General features: G+C 65.1%; 20 protein-coding genes. 14 read left to right on the top strand and 6 right to left on the bottom strand.

The window, feature by feature from the left end; translation table 11 throughout:
* Both gvpA (ACTF4R_RS19420) and gvpA (ACTF4R_RS19415) read right to left on the bottom strand, forming a co-directional pair.
* Entirely contained in the window at positions 1-252 is a 252-nt protein-coding gene (gvpA, locus tag ACTF4R_RS19420; RefSeq protein WP_113279097.1) for a gas vesicle protein GvpA, read from the bottom strand.
* Between the two features lie 538 nt (positions 253-790).
* Positions 791-1,042 (bottom strand): gas vesicle protein GvpA, encoded by a 252-nt coding sequence (gvpA, locus tag ACTF4R_RS19415; protein WP_433627171.1) that lies wholly within the window; start codon positions 1,040-1,042, stop codon positions 791-793.
* Positions 1,043-1,209: 167 nt separating this feature from the next.
* On the opposite strand from gvpA (ACTF4R_RS19415), the gene ACTF4R_RS19410 reads away from it, so the two are divergent.
* The 8 genes from ACTF4R_RS19410 to gvpM are packed head-to-tail and all read left to right on the top strand — an operon-like array spanning position 1,210 to position 5,215.
* Entirely contained in the window at positions 1,210-1,839 is a 630-nt protein-coding gene (locus ACTF4R_RS19410; RefSeq protein ID WP_440009976.1) for a GvpL/GvpF family gas vesicle protein, read from the top strand.
* A complete protein-coding gene (gene gvpG, locus ACTF4R_RS19405) occupies positions 1,836-2,090 on the top strand; it encodes a gas vesicle protein GvpG (protein ID WP_113279100.1) in 255 nt (84 codons plus the stop codon). Before ACTF4R_RS19410 ends, gvpG begins: the two co-directional genes overlap by 4 nt.
* Positions 2,087-2,548, top strand: a complete 462-nt coding sequence (gene gvpH / locus ACTF4R_RS19400; RefSeq protein ID WP_440009974.1) for a gas vesicle protein GvpH — start codon at positions 2,087-2,089, stop codon at positions 2,546-2,548. The genes gvpG and gvpH overlap by 4 nt, the downstream gene beginning before the upstream one ends.
* Entirely contained in the window at positions 2,541-3,335 is a 795-nt protein-coding gene (locus ACTF4R_RS19395) for a hypothetical protein (protein WP_440009972.1), read from the top strand. Before gvpH ends, ACTF4R_RS19395 begins: the two co-directional genes overlap by 8 nt.
* Positions 3,336-3,353: 18 nt before the next feature.
* Positions 3,354-3,749: a gas vesicle protein GvpJ gene (gene gvpJ, locus ACTF4R_RS19390; RefSeq protein ID WP_440009970.1), complete on the top strand. Its 396-nt coding sequence runs from the start codon at positions 3,354-3,356 to the stop codon at positions 3,747-3,749.
* On the top strand, positions 3,746-4,069 hold the full coding sequence (gene gvpK, locus ACTF4R_RS19385) for a gas vesicle protein GvpK (RefSeq protein WP_440009968.1): 324 nt from the start codon (positions 3,746-3,748) through the stop codon (positions 4,067-4,069). The genes gvpJ and gvpK overlap by 4 nt, the downstream gene beginning before the upstream one ends.
* A complete protein-coding gene (gene gvpL, locus ACTF4R_RS19380; RefSeq protein ID WP_440009965.1) occupies positions 4,062-4,877 on the top strand; it encodes a gas vesicle protein GvpL in 816 nt (271 codons plus the stop codon). Before gvpK ends, gvpL begins: the two co-directional genes overlap by 8 nt.
* Positions 4,874-5,215, top strand: coding sequence for a gas vesicle protein GvpM (gvpM, locus tag ACTF4R_RS19375; protein ID WP_440009963.1), 342 nt, complete (start codon positions 4,874-4,876; stop codon positions 5,213-5,215). The genes gvpL and gvpM overlap by 4 nt, the downstream gene beginning before the upstream one ends.
* 75 nt (positions 5,216-5,290) lie before the next feature.
* Here gvpM and ACTF4R_RS19370 read toward each other — a convergent pair whose 3' ends face one another.
* The gene (locus ACTF4R_RS19370) at positions 5,291-6,952 is read right to left on the bottom strand and encodes an aldehyde ferredoxin oxidoreductase family protein (protein ID WP_440009961.1); all 1,662 of its coding nucleotides are present in this window, start codon (positions 6,950-6,952) and stop codon (positions 5,291-5,293) included.
* 160 nt (positions 6,953-7,112) lie between these two features.
* On the opposite strand from ACTF4R_RS19370, the gene ACTF4R_RS19365 reads away from it, so the two are divergent.
* Together ACTF4R_RS19365 and ACTF4R_RS19360 are read left to right on the top strand one after the other, a co-directional pair.
* The gene (locus tag ACTF4R_RS19365; protein WP_440009959.1) at positions 7,113-8,495 is read left to right on the top strand and encodes an aspartate aminotransferase family protein; all 1,383 of its coding nucleotides are present in this window, start codon (positions 7,113-7,115) and stop codon (positions 8,493-8,495) included.
* Positions 8,496-8,528: 33 nt separating this feature from the next.
* Positions 8,529-8,918 carry a Rid family detoxifying hydrolase gene (locus ACTF4R_RS19360; RefSeq protein WP_440009957.1) on the top strand — a complete coding sequence of 130 codons (390 nt, stop codon included), beginning with the start codon at positions 8,529-8,531 and terminating at the stop codon, positions 8,916-8,918.
* Positions 8,919-8,937: 19 nt separating this feature from the next.
* Here ACTF4R_RS19360 and ACTF4R_RS19355 read toward each other — a convergent pair whose 3' ends face one another.
* Entirely contained in the window at positions 8,938-9,591 is a 654-nt protein-coding gene (locus tag ACTF4R_RS19355) for a DUF8102 family protein (RefSeq protein WP_440009954.1), read from the bottom strand.
* A 542-nt stretch (positions 9,592-10,133) separates the two neighbouring features.
* Here ACTF4R_RS19355 and ACTF4R_RS19350 point away from each other — a divergent pair.
* Positions 10,134-11,759, top strand: a complete 1,626-nt coding sequence (locus ACTF4R_RS19350) for a BCCT family transporter (protein WP_440009953.1) — start codon at positions 10,134-10,136, stop codon at positions 11,757-11,759.
* A 65-nt stretch (positions 11,760-11,824) separates the two neighbouring features.
* Complete coding sequence (locus tag ACTF4R_RS19345; RefSeq protein WP_440009952.1) at positions 11,825-13,183, top strand: class-III pyridoxal-phosphate-dependent aminotransferase; 1,359 nt, start codon at positions 11,825-11,827, stop codon at positions 13,181-13,183.
* A gap of 52 nt (positions 13,184-13,235) precedes the next feature.
* Here ACTF4R_RS19345 and ilvA read toward each other — a convergent pair whose 3' ends face one another.
* Both ilvA and ACTF4R_RS19335 read right to left on the bottom strand, forming a co-directional pair.
* On the bottom strand, positions 13,236-14,504 hold the full coding sequence (gene ilvA / locus ACTF4R_RS19340) for a threonine ammonia-lyase (RefSeq protein ID WP_440009950.1): 1,269 nt from the start codon (positions 14,502-14,504) through the stop codon (positions 13,236-13,238).
* A complete protein-coding gene (locus tag ACTF4R_RS19335) occupies positions 14,501-15,781 on the bottom strand; it encodes an amidohydrolase (RefSeq protein ID WP_440009948.1) in 1,281 nt (426 codons plus the stop codon). Before ACTF4R_RS19335 ends, ilvA begins: the two co-directional genes overlap by 4 nt.
* A 131-nt stretch (positions 15,782-15,912) precedes the next feature.
* Here ACTF4R_RS19335 and ACTF4R_RS19330 point away from each other — a divergent pair, with 131 nt between their 5' ends.
* Both ACTF4R_RS19330 and ACTF4R_RS19325 read left to right on the top strand, forming a co-directional pair.
* A complete protein-coding gene (locus tag ACTF4R_RS19330) occupies positions 15,913-16,884 on the top strand; it encodes an NAD(P)-dependent oxidoreductase (RefSeq protein WP_440009946.1) in 972 nt (323 codons plus the stop codon).
* 7 nt (positions 16,885-16,891) lie between these two features.
* Positions 16,892-18,600, top strand: a 1,709-nt coding sequence (locus ACTF4R_RS19325) for an FAD-binding oxidoreductase (RefSeq protein WP_440009944.1), incomplete at its 3' end; no start/stop codon positions are given.

Genomic DNA, 18,600 nt, shown 5'->3' with positions numbered 1-18,600 from the left:
TTACGACGACGCTTCCACGTCCAGTTCTTGATACTGGAGGTCCTCCGAGGCCTCGGCGTTCTCTATCTTGGATATCTCTTCGGCGTAGTGGAGGAAGGTGTCCACCGACGCCGCGACGACCCGGGCCTCGACGGTGAGCACCTCGATACCGACGACGGAGATGCGGGCCCAGACGTCGATGACGACGCCTTTGTCCAGGATGCGGTCCAGTACCTCGGCCAGGCTCGACGCGTTAGGTTCTGCTCGTGACATAGGCTTAACTTACCCGAGATAGGAAGATAGGTCTACCTCCATTTGACGGTTGGGGCCGATGGTGCAAGCCTCTTTTTAAAGAAACGACGTGAGTGATAAACGCGCGATTACGTCAGGTCGAGGCTCGGCACTCGGACCGCCCCGACGGCTCTCTCCGACGGCGGTTCCGCGGGATTTCGGCGGAGTATTGACGGCGTGTCGTGGGGAAATCGCGCGTTGTAGGCGGACGAGCTGTAATCGTAGAAACAAGCGGAGTTCCGGAAACGGTGAACGTCGACTGCCGACGGACGAACGGTTGAGGGTACGCTCGGTCGTCTCTCCGCCGCCGTCGAGGGAGGCCCTCGTTCGGGATGGCGGATTGTCGCGGAGATGGTCGACCGCGACGCTCGACACGACGGACCTCCTCGGTCGTTCCGTCATCGCTTTCGGCGATGCAGTCCGGAACTAGCGCCGTCTCGACCGATACGGTCGCGGCGACGTCGGCGGGCAGTCCGCCGCGGACGCGATGGAACGTGCGGCGGTGTGGCGGAGCGACTCGTCAGCTCGACGTTTCCACCTCCATCTCCTGGTAGTCGAGGTCGTCCGCGGCGCTGGCGTTCTCTATCTTGGATATCTCTTCGGCGTAGTGGAGGAAGGTGTCCACCGACGCCGCGACGACCCGGGCCTCGACGGTGAGCACCTCGATACCGACGACGGAGATGCGGGCCCAGACGTCGATGACGACGCCTTTGTCCAGGATGCGGTCCAGTACCTCGGCCAGGCTCGACGCGTTGGGTTCTGCTCGGGACATGGTTACGCTATTGGCAAGTGGGACAGCTACCGATTACCGGTTCAGGCTGCGAGGGCAAGCCCTTTTTACCTGCACGACCGTCTGGGAACAACCTGGGCGGTCCGCCAAACAACTTATTAGTGCACGTATTCAACTTCGAAGGGAAGAGTCCGTACTCCTCACCAACGATGAGCAGCCCCAATCTATACGTGTACGGAGTCGTGGAGCAGGCCGATGTCGAGTTCGACGCGGACGCGGTCGGCGGTGCGGAGAGGGTGTACACCGTCGATTATAGGAGCCTTTCAGCCGTCGTCTCCGACATCGACACGACCGACCCCGAGCGCACGGACGAAGACAGCAAGGCCCACGACGAGATACTTCGCCGAGTCCTCGAATCGGACGACGTCGATAGCGTCGTCCCGATGCAGTTCGGGATGGCGTTCGAGGACGCACGGACGTTGAAGAGCGTCCTTCGCGGCGGCCGACGCGCGTTCACGAAAGCTCTCAACGACGTGGAGGGGACCGTGGAACTCGGCGTGAAACTCGTCGTCGACGAGGACGCAGACCTCCCTCGTGAAGAGATTCGTCAGGAGGTCGGCGACCGTCTGTCGGCCGTGAGCGAAGGGGAGACGGACGACGACCTGTTCAGCGACCGTCTCCTGCTGAACCGGTCGTATCTCGTGGCCGACGAGGACCGTGAGGCGTTCGACGAAGTAGTCGCCGACGTGCGTGAGGAGTACGACGGTCTCACGGTCCAGTACACCGGACCGTTCGCACCGTACAACTTCGTGGACATTCGCGTCGGAGCACAGCGATGATACTCGTCGACGACCTGCTCGTCAAGCCGTTCGTCTCGCTTCTCGACATCCTCCACGCGATGGCCGTCGAGGAGATGTACGACGTGGAAGCCATCCAGGACGACATCAAGGAGAACCGACTCCTGTACGAACTCGGCGAGCGCCCCGAGTGGGAGTACGAGCGCCGTAAAGCGGACCTGGAAGCGCAACTCGAAACCGCCGAAGAAGTTCGTGAGCGACTACGGAACGGCAAGGTCGAGGTGAAACGATGACAGGAATCCTCCGAGGGCTAGCTCGACTCGCGTCGAGACTGGCCGACGACGATACGTTACGCACGCGTGCCGAAGGCGACCCCGGCACGCGAATCAGTTACGGGGTCAGTATCGACTCCATCCGGAAGAACCCCTCTCGGCCGCGTCGCGGGGAGGTGTCTGAGCAGTCGAGGTCGGGCCAAGACGGCCGCGAACGTCGGACCCGACCCCGGCCCCAGCGGTACCTGACTGACACCCGCCAGGAGGACGGCGACGCGGTCGTGACGGTCGACTTGCCGGACGTTGCGGCAGACGACCTCTCCCTGGCTCGCGTCCCGGCGACCAACGAGATCGTGATTCGCGATGGGGACGACCCCGTGAAGCGATTCGAACTCGACTGGGACGGCGAGGTGACCGACGCGTCGTTCACCAACGGCGTGCTGCAGTTCCGGATCGAGGGAGTCCCCCAGAATGGATAGCGACCGTCTACGGAAACTGGACGAGAGCGCTCGGTCGGGCATCGAACGCCTCGAATCGACGTTCGAGGACTCGGACTCGTTCGAGACGATCACCGCCGAAGCGGAAAACCTCTGGGAGGTCGTCGAGGAGGCCGGGGAACTGCTGGAGGAGGTCGACCTGCGCGAGCTCAGCGATGCGGTCGACCACTCCGACCTGACGGAGGCCATCGACTACGAGGACGTGCCGGAGGCGATGAAGGGTGACGTCGAGGAAGCGGTCGACCTCCGGGGACTGCTGGAGGCGGTCGCGCTCCGCGAGCTCTGGAACTCGACCGACGTTCGCGAGGTGTGGCGCGAGAGCCGGGAGTTCGTCGAGGCCGTCGAAGAGGTCGGCGAGACGATGGACGACGACTCGAACGGTTCGTCGGCGGACGGGGACGACTTCCTCGACGTCGACGCGGACGAACTCGGCGTCAGCGACCGGGACGAGATACCGACGGACGCGTACCAGACGAAACTACAGGCCGAACTCGCCGACAGCGTCGAGACGTTTCGCGAGAAGTTGCTGGAGACCCGCAACCAACTGAAGCAGGCCAAGGAGGAAAACGAGTTGCAGCAGGCAGAGCGGTCCCGGAGCCAGCCCGACTCCCGGAACCCGACCGCGTACTCGACGGTGCCGTCCAAGCGGTCGGACATTGGGAACGCGACGAAGTTCTCGACGGTGCCGAGGGAGACCCGCTACTCGACCGCTCCGAACTTCGATCGCGTGTACGGCGACCGGTTCGAGGAGGACCACGACGATGAGTGACACGACCGGAGGTGAACGATGACCGACCCGGGGCCGACGCGGAGCCAGGCCGACCTCGCGGAGATGCTGGAGACGCTGCTCGACAAGGGCGTCGTCATCAACGCCGACATCGCGGTGACGGTCGGCGAGACGGAACTGCTCGGCGTGAAGCTCCGGGCTGCAATCGCTTCCTTCGAGACGGCCGCCGAGTACGGCCTCGAGTTCCCCGAGGGGACCGACATGGAGCGCGTCGGGGCGGCCTCGGACCGGGACGCGCTCGACGCCGAGTCGGAGCGAGTGAGCATCGAAGCCTCGGCGTCGGACGACCGGAACGAGGCGGACGACGCCGACGGGACGAACGACGAGGGCGCTGAGGAGCGTGAAACCGAGGAGTCGAGCGAGGAATCCCCGGACGCGGAGGTCGAAGACGGATGACGGAGATAGAAGTCGATGGTGAGGAGACTCGCTCGGGACTCGTCGCGCTCGTCGTCACCGTCGTCGAACTGCTGGTGGACGCGCTGGAGCGCGAGGCGGTCCGTCGGATGGAGCACGACGACCTCTCGCCGGCCGAGATAGAGCGCCTGGGCTCCCAACTCGCCGCGCTGGAGGAGGAGATAGAACGCCTGAAGGAGTCCGAGGGGGTCGAGTCGGAGGTCGACGACCTCCGGGGGGACCTCGACGGCCTCCTCCGGGAGGCGCTCGTGGGAACCGCAGACTCCCACCCGGGAACCGTCCTCGGAGGGAACGATGAGTGACGACGCGTCGGGGGCAGAGACGAATACGGACGCGCCGGCGTTCGAGACGGGACGCTACCTCTACTGCGTGGTTGAGGCCGACGAGACGGACGAGTTCTCCGAGACGGGAATCGACGGCGAACCGGTGTCGCTGGTCGCGAGCGACGGAGTGGGAGCCGTCGTCCAGCCCTGCGGAGACGCCTACGACTCCGACGACCTGGCGGCGGTCCGGGAGTGGCTGTTGACCCACCAGGAGGTCGTCGACGCGGCGGGCGAGGCGTTCGGTACGCCGCTGCCGTTCCGCTTCGACACCATCCTCAAGGGCGACGACGACCGCGTTCGCGAGTGGCTGGCCGACCAGCGCGAGACGCTCGCCGACTACCTCGACGACTTCGCAGACCACTGGGAGTATCGCGTCTCCGTTACCTGGGACGAGGAACGGATCCGCGAGGAGATAGCGTCCGGCGACGAGGAACTCGCCGACCTCCGCGAACGCATCGAGGACGCCGACGAGGGTACCGCTTTCCTGCTGGAGAAGCAGTACGACCAGCGACTCGGCGAGCGTCGCGAGGCCAGGCGACGCAGCCTCGACGAGCGCCTGCGCGAGCGACTCGGCCCGCTGGTCCGGGAGTTCGACGACGGGGAGGACGAGGGCGGCCTCCTCGGGGACGACTCCGACAGCGTGGTCGACGTGGCGTTCCTCGCCCACGAGGACGACGAACGAGCGGTCGGCGAGGCGCTCGACGAGATAGCGGCGGACCCCGGCGTCGAAGTCCGATTCACGGGGCCGTGGCCGCCGTACTCGTTCGCACCTGAACTCGACGCATGAAACCGACGAAGGACGACCACGCCGCCGTGGAACTGCTCGACGTACTCCTCCGGGAGGGCGCGATAGTCCAGGCCGACGTGGTCGTGACGGTGGCCGACGTGCCGTTGGTCGGCGTCAGCCTCCGGGCGGCCATCGCGGGGATGTCGACGATGACGGACTACGGTTACTTCGAGGAGTGGGACGCCGTCCAGCGCGAACGCGCCCTGGACGAGGACGTCGAACGGTCGCTCGCCGCGGAGTCGTCGGGGCGCGCGCTCGGCGAGCAGGCGTCCGAGCGTCCGGACCGGGACGGTCCCGGAGAGCGACCGGAGCGGTCCGACTCCGGGGACGGGGAGTAAGTCAGGTACCGCCGGCCGGCCACGGACTGTCCTCAGCGTCTGCCCCCGGACGGTAGCCGTAGAAGAACCGGTGCGTCAGTCGGCGAGTCGGCTCTCGGGAACGGTGCCATCGTCGGTCCAACCCCGAACCTCGTAGTACTCGTCGAGAGCGGATTCGAGTCCCTCTATCTCGTACGGGAGTTCGTCGTCGTTTCGGTCGAACCCACGCTGGTTGTTGAAGTGGCGTTCGAGGTCGACGACGCGGCTCCCGACGTCGAGCAGGTCGTCGTAGTCGGCGCCGAACAGCGCCTCGTACCGCTCGGGGTTCATGTAGTCTCGCGAGAACTTGCAGACGACGCCGCTGTCGTTGAGCGCCATCAAGTCCTCCTTCTCGACGAGTGCGGGTGGTTTCCCGTCCAACCCTTCGGGGTCCATCGCCTGCTCTTTGCTCACGAGGGGATACTCGTAGGAGTAGAAGACCGCGTACATGTGGTCCGCGCCTCGATTGGCCGTCGCGTAGCTCAGCCCCTGCCCGTTCAACGTCCGACCGTCGTGCGCCGGGAACGCGAGTCCCTTCACGGTCCAGTTCTTCACGCCGAGTTCGTCGGCGAATCGGTCGATTCCCTCCGCGAGAACGTCCCCGATTCCCTCGCGGTGAGCGATCTTCTCGACGGTCTCGTGGACGAGTTCCGCGTTTCCGAACTCGTCTTCGGCTTCGAGATACGCGGAGACGGCGTTGCCACAGGAGATGGTGTCCATCCCGAGTTCGTCACAGAGTTCGTTCGAATGCATCACGTCCACGACGTCGTCGATCATCGGGTTGCCGCCGAAGGCCATCACGGTCTCGAACTCCGGGCCTTCGGTTTCGACGCCGCGCGCTTCGTCTTTCGTCGGGAGTTTGCAGGCGAACGCGCACGCGGAACAGGTTCCTTTCTCGTACTTTTTCGACTCGACCGCGTCGCCGTTGATGTTCTCCGCGCCGTCGAACGATTGCCGTTCGAAGTACTTCGTCGGGAACGCCTCTATCTCGTTGGCGAGGTCGGTGACGCTCGTCGTCCCCTGTCGTTTCATGATGTGGTCGTCCGTCGCGGCCTCGCGATGGATCTCCATCTGCGTCGCCGGAACGTCCACGTCGGGAGCCGAGTCGCCGCGGAAGCTGACCGCCTTGACGTTCTTCGAACCGAGGACCGCTCCGAGTCCGCCGCGACCGAACGCCCGGTTCTCGCTCGTCATGATGGACGCGAACCGAACCCGGTTCTCCCCCGCAGGGCCGACGACCGCGAGGTTGTCGACGCCGAGTCCGTGTTCCTCGGCCATGTACTCGTCCGTCTCGGGGACGGTCGCGCCGGAGAGCTCCGGTATCGACTCGAACGCGACCCCTTCGTCCGAGACGTGGACGGCGAGCAGGTCGTCGCTGATTCCCGTGATTTCTACGGCAGCGTACCCGGTGTCGGCAAAGTTGCGCGACACGAACCCCCCCGCGTTCGACGAGAGGAGTCCGTCGGTCAGCGGTGAGATACCGGTGCAGTTCGTCCGCCCGGTGAAACTCATGTTCGACGTCTGCATCGGGCCGGTCGTGAAGAAGAGGCTGTTCTCGGGCCCGAACGGGTCGGCGTCGAACGGAAGTCGGTCGTGCGCCAGTTTCGTGCCGACGCCCCGCCCGCCGATGAACGATTCGAGGACGTCGTCGATGGATTCCGTCCGCGTCTCTCTCGTCCCGACGTCGATGGTGAGTAGTCGCCCGCTCGTGTGAAGCATCACCGTGCCACTCGTCGGCGTAGCGTCAAAGTGGTTACGGAAACTGTGTACGCTATTACCTATAATCGAACCTCTTCTGAAATCCTGAATCAAATATCGTATATGGCCTATATGGAAATCGTGGATAAGATATTTATAACTGTTCGACATGGTATGGCGTATGACGGCTGGTCCGCCGATCGATCAACTTCACTACGAGGATGCACCGAGCGTCGAGACCGTTCCCGGTCCGAACACTCGCGAGTTGCTGGACGAGCAACGCGAGATAGACAGCAGTGCAGTTGCCTACCCCGAAGACATCCCGGTCGCGTTCGAAGAGGGCAAAGGCGCAACCGTTCGCGACGCCGACGGAAACACGTACATCGACATGTTCGCCGGTATCGGCGTGCTGAACGTCGGACACGCTAATCCGTACGTGCTGGAAGCCGTCCACGAGCAGGCGGACAAGCTCGTCCACACCGTCGACTTTCCGAGCGAAGCCCGCCTCGAACTCATCGACAAACTCGACGAGATCGCTCCGGGACGGCTCAAGGGGAACAATCGGGTCCTCTTCGGCGGCCCGACTGGAAGCGACGCCATCGAGGCAGCGATAAAGCTCGCCAAGTACAACACGGGTGGCGACGGTCTCATCGCCTTCCGCGGCGGCTATCACGGCGCAACCAGTGGCGCGATGAGCCTCACCGGAAACAAGGATTTCAAAGGTCACTACACGCCACTCCTCTCGGACGTCGTCCACGCACCGTACCCCCATCCGTTCAGACAGGACGCGACGCCGGAGGAAGCGGTCGACCGAGCGCTCGAAGAGGTTCGAGCGATCCTCGAAGATCCGTACGGCGGGTTGGCGAACCCGGCAGGCATCTTCGTCGAACCGATACAGGGTGAAGGCGGCGTCATCGCACCACCCGAGGGCTTCCTCGAAGGACTGCGGGAGATCGCCGACGACAACGACGTTCTGCTCGTCTTCGACGAGATTCAGAGCGGACTCGGGCGCTCCGGCCGATGGTGGGCGAGCGAGTGGTACGACGTCACGCCGGACGCGATGACGACGGCCAAGGCGCTCGGCGGTGTCGGGTTCCCCCTCTCCGCGACGATCTATCACGAGGACTTCGACACGTGGGGGTCGGGCGACCACGCGGGCACGTACCGCGGGCACGTCGTCGCGATGCGCGCCGGGACGCGCGCCATCGAGTACATCCAGGACCACGACCTCCTCGCACACGGGCGCGAACTCGGCGAACATATCCGGAGTCGGCTCCGCGACGTCGCAGCGGAGACCGACGGACTCGGAGAGGTTCGAGGGAAGGGACTGTTCATCGGCGCCGAGTTCGTGGACGCGGACGGAAACCCGGACAGCGACACCGTCGACGCCGTCCAGCAGTACTGCTACGAACACGGCGTCCTCGTCTGGAAGGCCGGACGACACGGGAACGTCCTGCGACTCCTCCCGCCGCTGGTGCTCACCGAGGAACTGGCCGACACCGCGATGGACGTCATCGTCGAGGCCGTCCAGCACGTCGTCGGCGAACGGCAGCCCACCGCCTGAATCGGCTCCGGACTACTCTTTCGACACCAAATCATGAGCGACACCGACCGAATCGTTACGGACGATGCACCGTGCAACGACAATCCGTACTCGCAAGGCGTTCGCGCCGGGGACACGCTGTACGTCTCCGGCTACGGCCCCGTCGATCCCGAAACTGGAGAGGACGTCGAGGGCGGGATTCGAGCGCAGACCGAACAGGTGTTGGACAATATCGCCGCCGTCGTCGACGACGCGGACGGCGATGGTCTCACCGACGTGGTCAAGGTAACCGTCTATCTGACGGATCTCGACGACTACGACGAGGTCAACGAAGCCTACGGCGCACGGTTCCCCGGCGACCCGCCTGCGAGAGTCTGCGTCGAGGTCTCACGCCTCCCGGGAGACGTGCGCGTCGAGATGGACGCAGTGGCGTATCTCGGCTGACGGTCCAGACGGAGTAGGATCAGTCGTTCAGGTCCTCGACGCGCTGGTCGCGCTGTTCCGCGGCAGCGTTGACCTTCGCGATGAACTCGTTCATCTGTTCTTTCATATCCGTGCGCATGGACGTCGCAGAGAAGTCCTCGGACTCGGCGAGGAGGCGGACGAACGCGCGCAGTTCCTCGTCGGTTATCTCGTCGAAGTCGCCGAATTCGAGTTTGTCGATGACCTCGTCGACGTCTATCTGACCCACGGGGTCGACGTTGAAATCCACGGTCACCATGCGATAGTCCGACCCCGCCAGTTCCTGTTCGGCCTTGTTGACGCCCTGGCCGAGCATGTCCTTGAACGGAGTGTAGTACCCCATCGTCCCGAGATGGAGGAACGCGAGGAGGTCGGTGATGCCCTGCGTGTAGGCGTCTCTCGCGTCGTCGTCGGGATTGAAGACCGTCTCTCGGTCGCGGTCTTCGAGGTGTTCGAAGATGATCGTGAAGTCGAGAATCGCGTTGCGGATGCGGCGGCGAATCCGATTCCGCTTCTGTTTCCGGGAGTGTTCGGTGTAATCCGACTTCCGACCGATCAGGAACTCCCGGTCGCTCGGTGTGAGGATACCTCGGTCCCGGTCAGCGGAGTAAGCGAGGTTATCCGGGGCCTCGAACTCGTTCGAGTCGTCGTTCATACACAGTTTTTGTATATTAGTAGAATTAAGGGTTACGGAGCATCCCCCTCGTCGTGTTCGACCCGAGGGGCTGCGGCGGGGAACGGCTTGCGAACGCGGACCGTCGGCCATCTACACCGTTCACGGCGTTTCCCCTCCTCGTAAACTGTGTCCACCCGAACAGTCGTGGTTATCCGCGGTTTCGATAGCGTTATCGTGCTCCTCGCCGAAATATACTCTGCGTCTTACCTGTTGTCGGCGTACACGGATACCGTTCTCCCACCAGTCTTGTAAACGTATACTGTATCCACTGGCATCGATATCCGTAATATTTATCAGGGTCTTTCACGATGGGGGACCTGTGGCAACGCACGGCATGGTGAACGAGAGCACCCACTATCCATGACATACGAACTGCACGACCGCTGTGAGCACGGATCAGGGAATCGACTACCGAGAACGCGTTCAGAACGAACCGGTTCGCGGTCGTGGGAGTGCAGGGACTCGACCCTCGAACCGGCGGTCGATGGGCCGCTGGACCGTCGGAAAAGAGGTGAAGCCGCGTGAGTTCGCCCGACGAACGCGGTGCGGTCGCCGAATTCCTCGACGAGATCGAACCGACGATATTCGCGTTCGGCGCCGGAATCACGCTCCTGTTCGTCGCTGCGTTCGGGCTGAGCCCCGACGCGGCGTACGAGACGGTCGACGGGATGCGAGTCTGGATCCTGGCCCACTTCAACTGGTTCTTCCTCATCACGATGCTGGGGTTCGTCCTCTTCCTCGGATTCCTCATCTTCGGCCCGTGGGGCAAACTTCGGTTAGGGGACGAGGAGCCGGAGTACAGCTACTTCTCGTACTTCGCGATGATGTACTCTGCCGGTCTCGCGGCAGGCATCGTCTTCTGGGGACCAGCCGAGGCGCTGTTCCACTACTCGTCGGTTCCACCGCTGTACGACGTACAGGCCAAGTCGGCCGCTGCGATGCCGGTCGCGGTCCAGTACTCGATTTTCCACTGGAGTCTCACCCAGTGGTCCTGTTTCACCGTAATGGGACTCGGCATCGGCTACTTCGTCTACAACTACGGCGCCCCGCTCAGAGTATCGGCAGTGTTGACGCCGATACTCGGTGCCGACAACGTCGACGGGAGCCTGGGGAAAATCGTCGACATCCTCGCTGTGTTCGCGACTATCGGCGGCGTCGCCACCTCCCTGGGGTTCATCGGGAGCCAGTTCATCACGGGTCTCCAGTTCCAGTGGGGTATCGAACTCGGCGACCTCGGAACGATCCTGGTCATCACCGGGATGACGGTCATCTTCACCGTCTCCCTGGTGCTGGGAGTGGATCGCGGCATCAGGCGACTGTCGAATTTCAACATGACGATGTTCCTCCTGCTGATGGCCGCCACCCTGGTCTTCGGCCCGACGGTCCGCATCCTCGAACTGGGGACCCAGGCGACCGGAAGGTTCGTCGGCGACTTCTTCAAGACGAGCCTCTACACCCACTTCACCGGCGGTGGAGAGTGGGCGAACGCCTGGACGGTCTTCTACTGGCTGTGGCCGCTCGCGTGGTCGCCGTTCGCGGGGCTGTTCATCGCCCGCATCTCTCGCGGTCGGAGCGTCCGCGAAGTCGCGTTCGCCGGCATCGGAGCGACGTCGATGGCGACCATCCCGTGGTTCGTCATCATCGGCGGGTCGGCGGTCATCATGCAGAACACGGGCACCGCGAAGATACTCGGTCCCGTCACCGAGTACGGTGAGGCGGTGTCGGGGTACGTCATGTTCGGCGCGCTCCCCATCGTGGGAACCGTCCTCCTCTTCGCCTTCCTCGTCCTCGTGACGACGTTCTTCGTCACGTCCGCGGACTCCTCGACGCTCGCGGTGTCGATGATGACGACCGGCGGAAAGGAACACCCCTCTTCCATCAACCGCGTCTTCTGGGCGTTGCTGCAGGGGACGGTCGCGTCCATCCTGATGGTCATCGGCGGCGTCAGGGCGCTCCAGTCGGCCGCCATAATCACCGGCGCTCCTTTCGCCATCGTCTGTCTCGTCGCCATGCTCGGGCTCATCAGGACGTTCCAGGACGAGCACGGGCCCATCCTGCTGCAGGACCGCACGACGCTCTTCGGCTCGCCCGGCGGGAGTGACGAAACCGCCGCGCACGCGAAGGTGGCCGGACAGGACGACGACTGACCGGCGACCCTCGCCCGCAGCAAAACGATAACAACTTTTATTAACGTCATATACGAAGTTTGTGTATGGACAGGGATACGGCCGAGCCCGATGCGGGCGCACTTCCTGGACCGAACGCCCAGAAGTGGATCGATTTTCACCACGAACACGCAGCACCGAGCGAGTTCTCACACGAGTTCGTCTGGGACGTCACGAAGGAAGCCGACGGACCGTTCGTCACCGACGTCGACGGGAACGTCCTCCTCGATTTCACCTGTCACATCGGTGCAGCACCGCTCGGCTACAACAACGAGAAAATCCTCGGCAAACTGCGCGAGTTCTCGCTCCTCGAACCGATGAAGATCGCCGGACAGGACATGTACTTCGGCGCCGGCGACGACCCGGCAACCGCGGACTTCCCGGCGTCCAGCCACCTCGTCCAGAAGCTCGTCGACGTCTCCAGCCAGTACGGGATGGACACCGTCTTCCTCTCGAACTCCGGGGCCGAAGCCGTGGAGAACGCGATGAAGATAACCCACGACCGCAACCCGACCGCCAAGTACGCCTACACGTTCGAGGGGAGCTTCCACGGACGGACGCTCGGTACCCTCTCCGTCACCCGTTCGAACGAGGTGTACACGCGCCACTACCCCGAGATCGCTGGCGTCCGCACGGTTCCGTTCTGCGACGAGCGAGACGGGACTGCCGAATCCTGCGACTGCGGGTTCTTCACCGGAGACGGCTCGCAACTCCGGAACGCGCTCCAGCCCGAAGGTGGCCACGTCAACCCCGACGAGGTCGCGTTCGTCGTCGTCGAACCGGTCCAGGGCGTCGGCGGCTATCGATTCCCGAGCACCGAGTTCATGGCCGAAGTGGGTGACGTCTGTGAGACGTACGACGTCCCGCTCGTCGTCGACGAGATCCAGTCCGGCGTCGGTCGCACGGGTGAGATGTGGGCCTCGGACCACTACCCCATCGAACCGGACGTCATCGCCAGCGCGAAGGCGCTCCGAGTGGGTGCCACGATCTCGCGGTCGGACGTCTTCCCGGCCGAGAAGAACCGGTTGGGTTCGACGTTCGGCGGCGGCGACGTTCTCTCGTCGATGCAGGGCGTCTTCACGCTCGAAGCTATCGAGGAGCACGACTTGCTCGCCAACGCGACGGAGCGGGGCCAGCAGGCCACGGAACTGCTCCGAGACGATGCGCCCCCGCACGTCGACGACGTGCGCGGCAAGGGACTGATGCTCGCCGTCGAGTTCGATACGACACAGCGGCGCGACGCCGTCGTCCAGGAGGCGCTGAAACGCGGACTGCTCACCCTCGGCTGTGGCGAGAAGACGATCCGCCTGCTCCCGCCGCTCGACTCGACCGAGCGCGAGATCGAACTCGGAATCGGCATCATGAACGAGGCCATCGAGGCGGCCGGGATGACGGTATCGAGATAGCCGAAACGACCCTCCGCGGTTCTTCAGCCGCGAGACCCGGCCGAGAGGCGGTTCATTCGTCGAGGGTATCGTCGGCGACCCCGATTCCGTCCCGTTCGTCCAGCGCACCCAGGACGGCGGAGAGGTGTTCCGGCCCGCTTCCCGCCACGCCGACGGTCACCGGCGTCCGGTTCGGGTCGTCCGTAGCCGTTCGGCGAGCGCGCTCCAGCACGTCGAGTTCCGCACCGTGCTGTTCGACGGTCGCCGCGAGCGTCTCGACGCCGGTCGGCCAGTCGGCGATAGCGAGGCGTGCCTCGGCGTACCGTCCGAGTTCCATGCGGCCGGTGCGCGTGAGTTCGCCGTGTTCGGAGAGGTTCACGTTACCACCGGAGACGACGACGGCGACGTGTTCGTCGTCGACGTCCACCGTGCCGGAGAGCAGCGCGGCGAGCGGCGCTGCGCCGGCGGTCTCGGCCACGGTCTTGGCGCGCTCGGCGAGGAGGGTGACGGCGACGCTCATCTCGCGGTCGCTGACGCTGACCACGTCGTCGACGCGCTCGCGAACGACGGCGAAGGTCTTCTCCAGCAGGCGCGTGTCGGCGATCCCCTCCGCGACGGTGTCCACGTCGGAGAGTTCGTGTATCTCGCCGCGTTCGAGCGACGGTTTGGCGTGAGACGCCCCCTCAGGCTGGACGCCGACGACCCGGACGTCCGGGTCACGGGCCTCGAGCACGGTTGCGATGCCGGAGATCAGTCCGCCGCCGCCGATGGAGACGAGGACGGTGTCGAGTTCGGGGTACTGCTCCAGCAGTTCGAGGCCGACGGTCCCTTGCCCCGCGATGATCGCCTCGTCGTTGAAGGGGTGGACGAACGACAGCTCCTCCTCGTCGGCCAACTCGAGCGCGTGTTCGTAGGAGCGCTCGTAGATGTCGCCCTCGACGACGACGTCGGCACCGTAGCCGCGCGTCGCTTCTATCTTCGCGGAGGGGGTCACCTCGGGGACGACGATGGTCGTGTCGACGTCGAGCAACCGTCCCGCGAGGGCGACTCCCTGAGCGTGGTTGCCTGCACTCGACGCGACGACGCCCCGCTCGCGCTCCTCGGGCGAAAGCTGGGCCATCGTGTTGTACGCGCCGCGACTCTTGAACGACCCCGTCCGCTGCATGTTCTCGAGTTTGAGCCCAACCGACGTCGCTCCGCTCCGTTCCGCGAACGTCGTCGAGCGGTCCAGTGGCGTCCGGTGAACCACGTCTTCGAGGCGTTCTCGGGCGGCTCTCACGTCGGCGGCGGTGACGACGTCGTCGGCAGTCGGCAGCCCACCATTCGTCTCCTCGGAGTTCATGCGCCGTCCTCCCCGACGGCGAGTATCGACTCGACGAGCACGTCCACGCCGATTCCGAGGCTCCGTTCGTCCACGTCGAACGTCGGCGTGTGATGGCTGGTCGGATGGTCGGTACCGACGATGAGATACGTCGCGAGGCCGCCTTCCTCCTGCACTCGCTGCATCAGGAACGTGGCGTCCTCGCTCGCACCGAAGTCCGCGGTCGGGACGACCGAGCCGACGCCGTCGACGCCGCGGGCCACGTCCGCCACGACGTCGACGAGTTCGGGGTCGCTGTCGGCACGGGGAGATTCGCTGACGACGTCGACGGCGACGTCACATCCGTGCATCTCGGCGGCGGTTTCGAACGTCCGCGTCAGGCGGGATTTCACGTACTCCTTGAGCTCGGTCGTCTCGCCGCGCGCCTCCGCCTCGACGTGTGCGGTCTCGGCGATGACGTTGCTCGCGGTCCCGGCCTCGGCCCTCCCGAGGTTCACTCGCGTCATGCCGTCGGAGTGGCGGGGAATCGCGTAGGCGTTCTGGATGGCGGTGCCGAGCGCCTGCATCGCGTTGTCGCCCTCCTGGGGCGCTTTGCCCGCGTGCGCGGACGTGCCCGTGAACGTCGCATCGACGTGGCACATGGCGAGCGGGCGCTCGATACCGGCGACGACCTCGCCCGTCGGGTGGTCGAGACCGACGTGGACCGCGAAGAGGTAGTCGAGGTCGTCGGCGAACCGACTCTCGGCCATCGGACGACCACCGCCGGACACCTCCTCTGCCGGCTGGAAGAAGACGACGAGTTTCCCGTCGAAGTCGCTCGCTTTTACGGCTTCGAGGGTGGCGAGGCCCCACGTCATGTGTGCGTCGTGGCCGCAGGCGTGCATCGTCCCCTCCCGTTCCGACCGGAACCCCTCGGCGGCGGGCGCGTGGTCGTCCGCCGTCGACTCCTCGATGAACAGGGCGTCGATGTCGACCCGGAGGCCGACGACCGGCCCGGGACCCTCGTCGAGGACGGCGACCGCTCCCGTGTGCCCCCCTTCGATTCGGTCGAGGAGGTCCGGGTCGGCGCCGCGTTCGAGCGCCCGCTCGTACCAGCGGTCTACGTCGTCGTCTTCGGGGACGGCCATGCGGTCTTCGCCGTCGTACGCCTCGGGTCCGACGGCGAGTTCGTCGACACCGATAGCGCGCAGTTCTTCGACGAGGCGGTGCGTCGTGTAGAATTCGCGCCACGCCGGTTCCGGATACCGATGGAACTCGCGTCGTACGTCGGAGAGTCGCTCCTGTATCGACTCGGCCATGCGTGGCGCTGACACTCTCCAACCACTTAACTGTAAACGCTTTTCGTTGATAGTGGTTACACAAAAGGACTAAGTTGGGCTGTCACAATCCTTCGACCATCGATTCGCGTCCGTCGCGCGATGGTGAAAGAATGAGTGTGAACCCAGATATCGTCGTCCTCCGCGAGGGGACGGAAGGACTCTCGATGGAATCGTACGCCGAGGAACTACGCGAACGTCTTCCCGACCGGACGGTCGCACTCGCCCGGACGCCGAAACAGGAGCGCGAACTCGTCGCAGAGGCACGGGTCGTCACCGGAATCACCGTCGACGAGGACCTGCTCACCCGCGCCGAGCGACTCGAACTGTTCGCGTGTACCTTCGCCGGAACCGACCACGTCCCGATGGACGCTTTCGCCGAACGTGGCGTCGCCGTGACGAACGCCGGAGGCATCCACGCGCCCGGAATCGCCGAACAGGCCATCGGCAACGTGCTCGTCTTCGCACGTCGCCTCCACGAAGGATGGCGACGCAAGCAACGCGCCGAGTGGCGACATTTCCAGTCGGGCGAACTCACCGACAGCACGGTCACCGTCGTCGGTCTCGGCTCCATCGGCGAAGCGGTCGTCCAGCGTCTCCAGGGGTTCGACGTCGAGACCATCGGCGTCCGGTACACGCCGGAGAAGGGCGGCCCGACGGACGAAGTCGTCGGCTTCGAGGAAGACGCCATCCACGACGCCTTCTCGCGAAGCGAGTACGTCGTCGTCGCCTGTCCGCTCAACGAGATGACCCGCGGGCTCGTCGGGGAGTCGGAGTTCGCGACGATGCCGACGGACGCCGTGCTGGTCAACACCGCACGCGGCCCCATCGTCGATACCGACGCACTCGTCTCCGCACTGCGGTCGAACAAGATCCGCGGGGCGGCACTCGACGTTACCGATCCCGAACCGCTCCCGGCAGACCACCCGCTCTGGAACCTCGAGAACTGCCTCGTCACGCCCCACACCGGCGGCCACACGCCGCGACACTGGGAACGACTCGCCGACATCGTCGCAGCGAACGTCGAACGGCTCGACACCGGTGAGACGCTGGAGAACCAGGTGCTCGCGCCGAAATCCGACTGACGAGACGATGGCATCACAGGACCCCAGACCCGCCCGCGAACGGGCGGACGTGGACGCAGACACGGACCCTGCCGGCGACCCCGCAGACGACCCGCGAGCCGATTACGACTACGCGGGCGGCGACGTGACACGTCCGAGTCTCGTCGCTGACCTCAGCGACCAAGTCGAGGGCGACGTGCGGTTCGACGAGTACACCCGCCAACTCTACGCGACCGACGCCAGCGCCTACGAGGTGACGCCCGTCGGCGTCGTCTTCCCGGAATCGACCGCGGACGTGGCGGCGGTGATGGAGTACTGCGCCGAGCGCGAGATACCCGTCCTCCCTCGGGGCGGTGGCACGAGTCTCGCCGGACAGGCGGTCAACGAGGCGGTCGTCCTCGACTTCACGGACGCCATGGACGGGGTCGTCGACGTCGACCCCGACGAACGACGAGCGCGAGCGCAGGCCGGGACCGTCCTCGCCGAGTTGAACGCGACGGTCGCCCCGCACGGGTTGAAGTTCGCTCCCGACCCGGCCGCCGGGAATCGAAGTACGCTCGGCGGCGCTATCGGGAACAACTCGACCGGAGCGCACTCGTTGAAGTACGGCAAGACCGACGCCTACGTCGAAGAAGTAGAGGTCGTACTCGCCGACGGCACGGTGACGACGTTCGGCGAGGTGACCGTCGACGAACTCCGGGACCGCGCCGACCCGGAGGGCGACCGGGAAGCGCAGATACACGACGCGCTCCGCCGCGTCGTCGACGAGGAGGCAGACGCGGTCCGGGAGGCGTTTCCCGACCTGAAGCGTAACGTCTCGGGATACAACCTCGACCGACTGGTCGAAGAAGCGCGCGAGGCAGGACACGCCTCGGACGAGATGGCTTCGCCGTCTCGCCGCCCGCGAGAAGATAGCGACGCCGTGAGCGAACCGGGGTCGGTCAACCTCGCTCGCGTCTTCGCCGGAAGCGAAGGAACGCTCGGCGTCGTCACCGAAGCCACCGTCTCGCTCGAACCGATCCCCGAGACGAAGTCGGTCGCCCTCCTCACGTACCGCGACCTCCTCGACGCGATGGCCGACGTAGACGCCATCGTGCGCGACCACGACCCGGCCGCCGTCGAAGCCGTCGACGACGTGTTGCTCGACCTCGCGCGGGAGACCGACGAGTTCGCGGAGGTCGCCGCGCGACTCCCGGAGGGGACCGAGACGGCGCTGCTCGTCGAGTTCTACGCCGACTCGGACGACGAACGACGCCGGAAGGTCGCGGACCTCGTGGCCGACCGCGTCGACGACTCCACCACAGCCGACACCCGCTCCGGTGATTCCGACGGAGCCGACCGGTCGGGTGCGTTTGCGGCGCTAGAAGCGTACGAGGACGACGAACGCGAACAGCTGTGGAAGCTCAGGAAGAGCGGGATGCCCATCCTGCTCTCGCGGACGTCCGACGCGAAGCACATCTCGTTCATCGAGGACACCGCCGTCCCGACCGAACATCTCGCCGACTACGTCGCGGACTTCCAGGAGGTGCTCGAAGCCAACGACACGTTCGCCAGCTTCTACGCCCACGCCGGCCCCGGATGCATGCACATGCGACCGCTCGTGGACACGAAGAGTCCGGCGGGGGTGAACCAACTGGAGGCCATCGCGGACGGGGTGACGGACCTCGTCGTCGAGTACGGCGGCAGCGTCTCCGGCGAGCACGGCGACGGCCGGGCGCGGACCCAGTGGAACCGGAA

Source organism: Halomicrococcus pelagicus (assembly GCF_051917725.1).
Taxonomy (GTDB): domain Archaea; phylum Halobacteriota; class Halobacteria; order Halobacteriales; family Haladaptataceae; genus Halomicrococcus.
The sequence above is the reverse complement of the archived record's forward strand: the minus strand, read 5'-3'. Positions and strand labels throughout refer to the sequence as shown.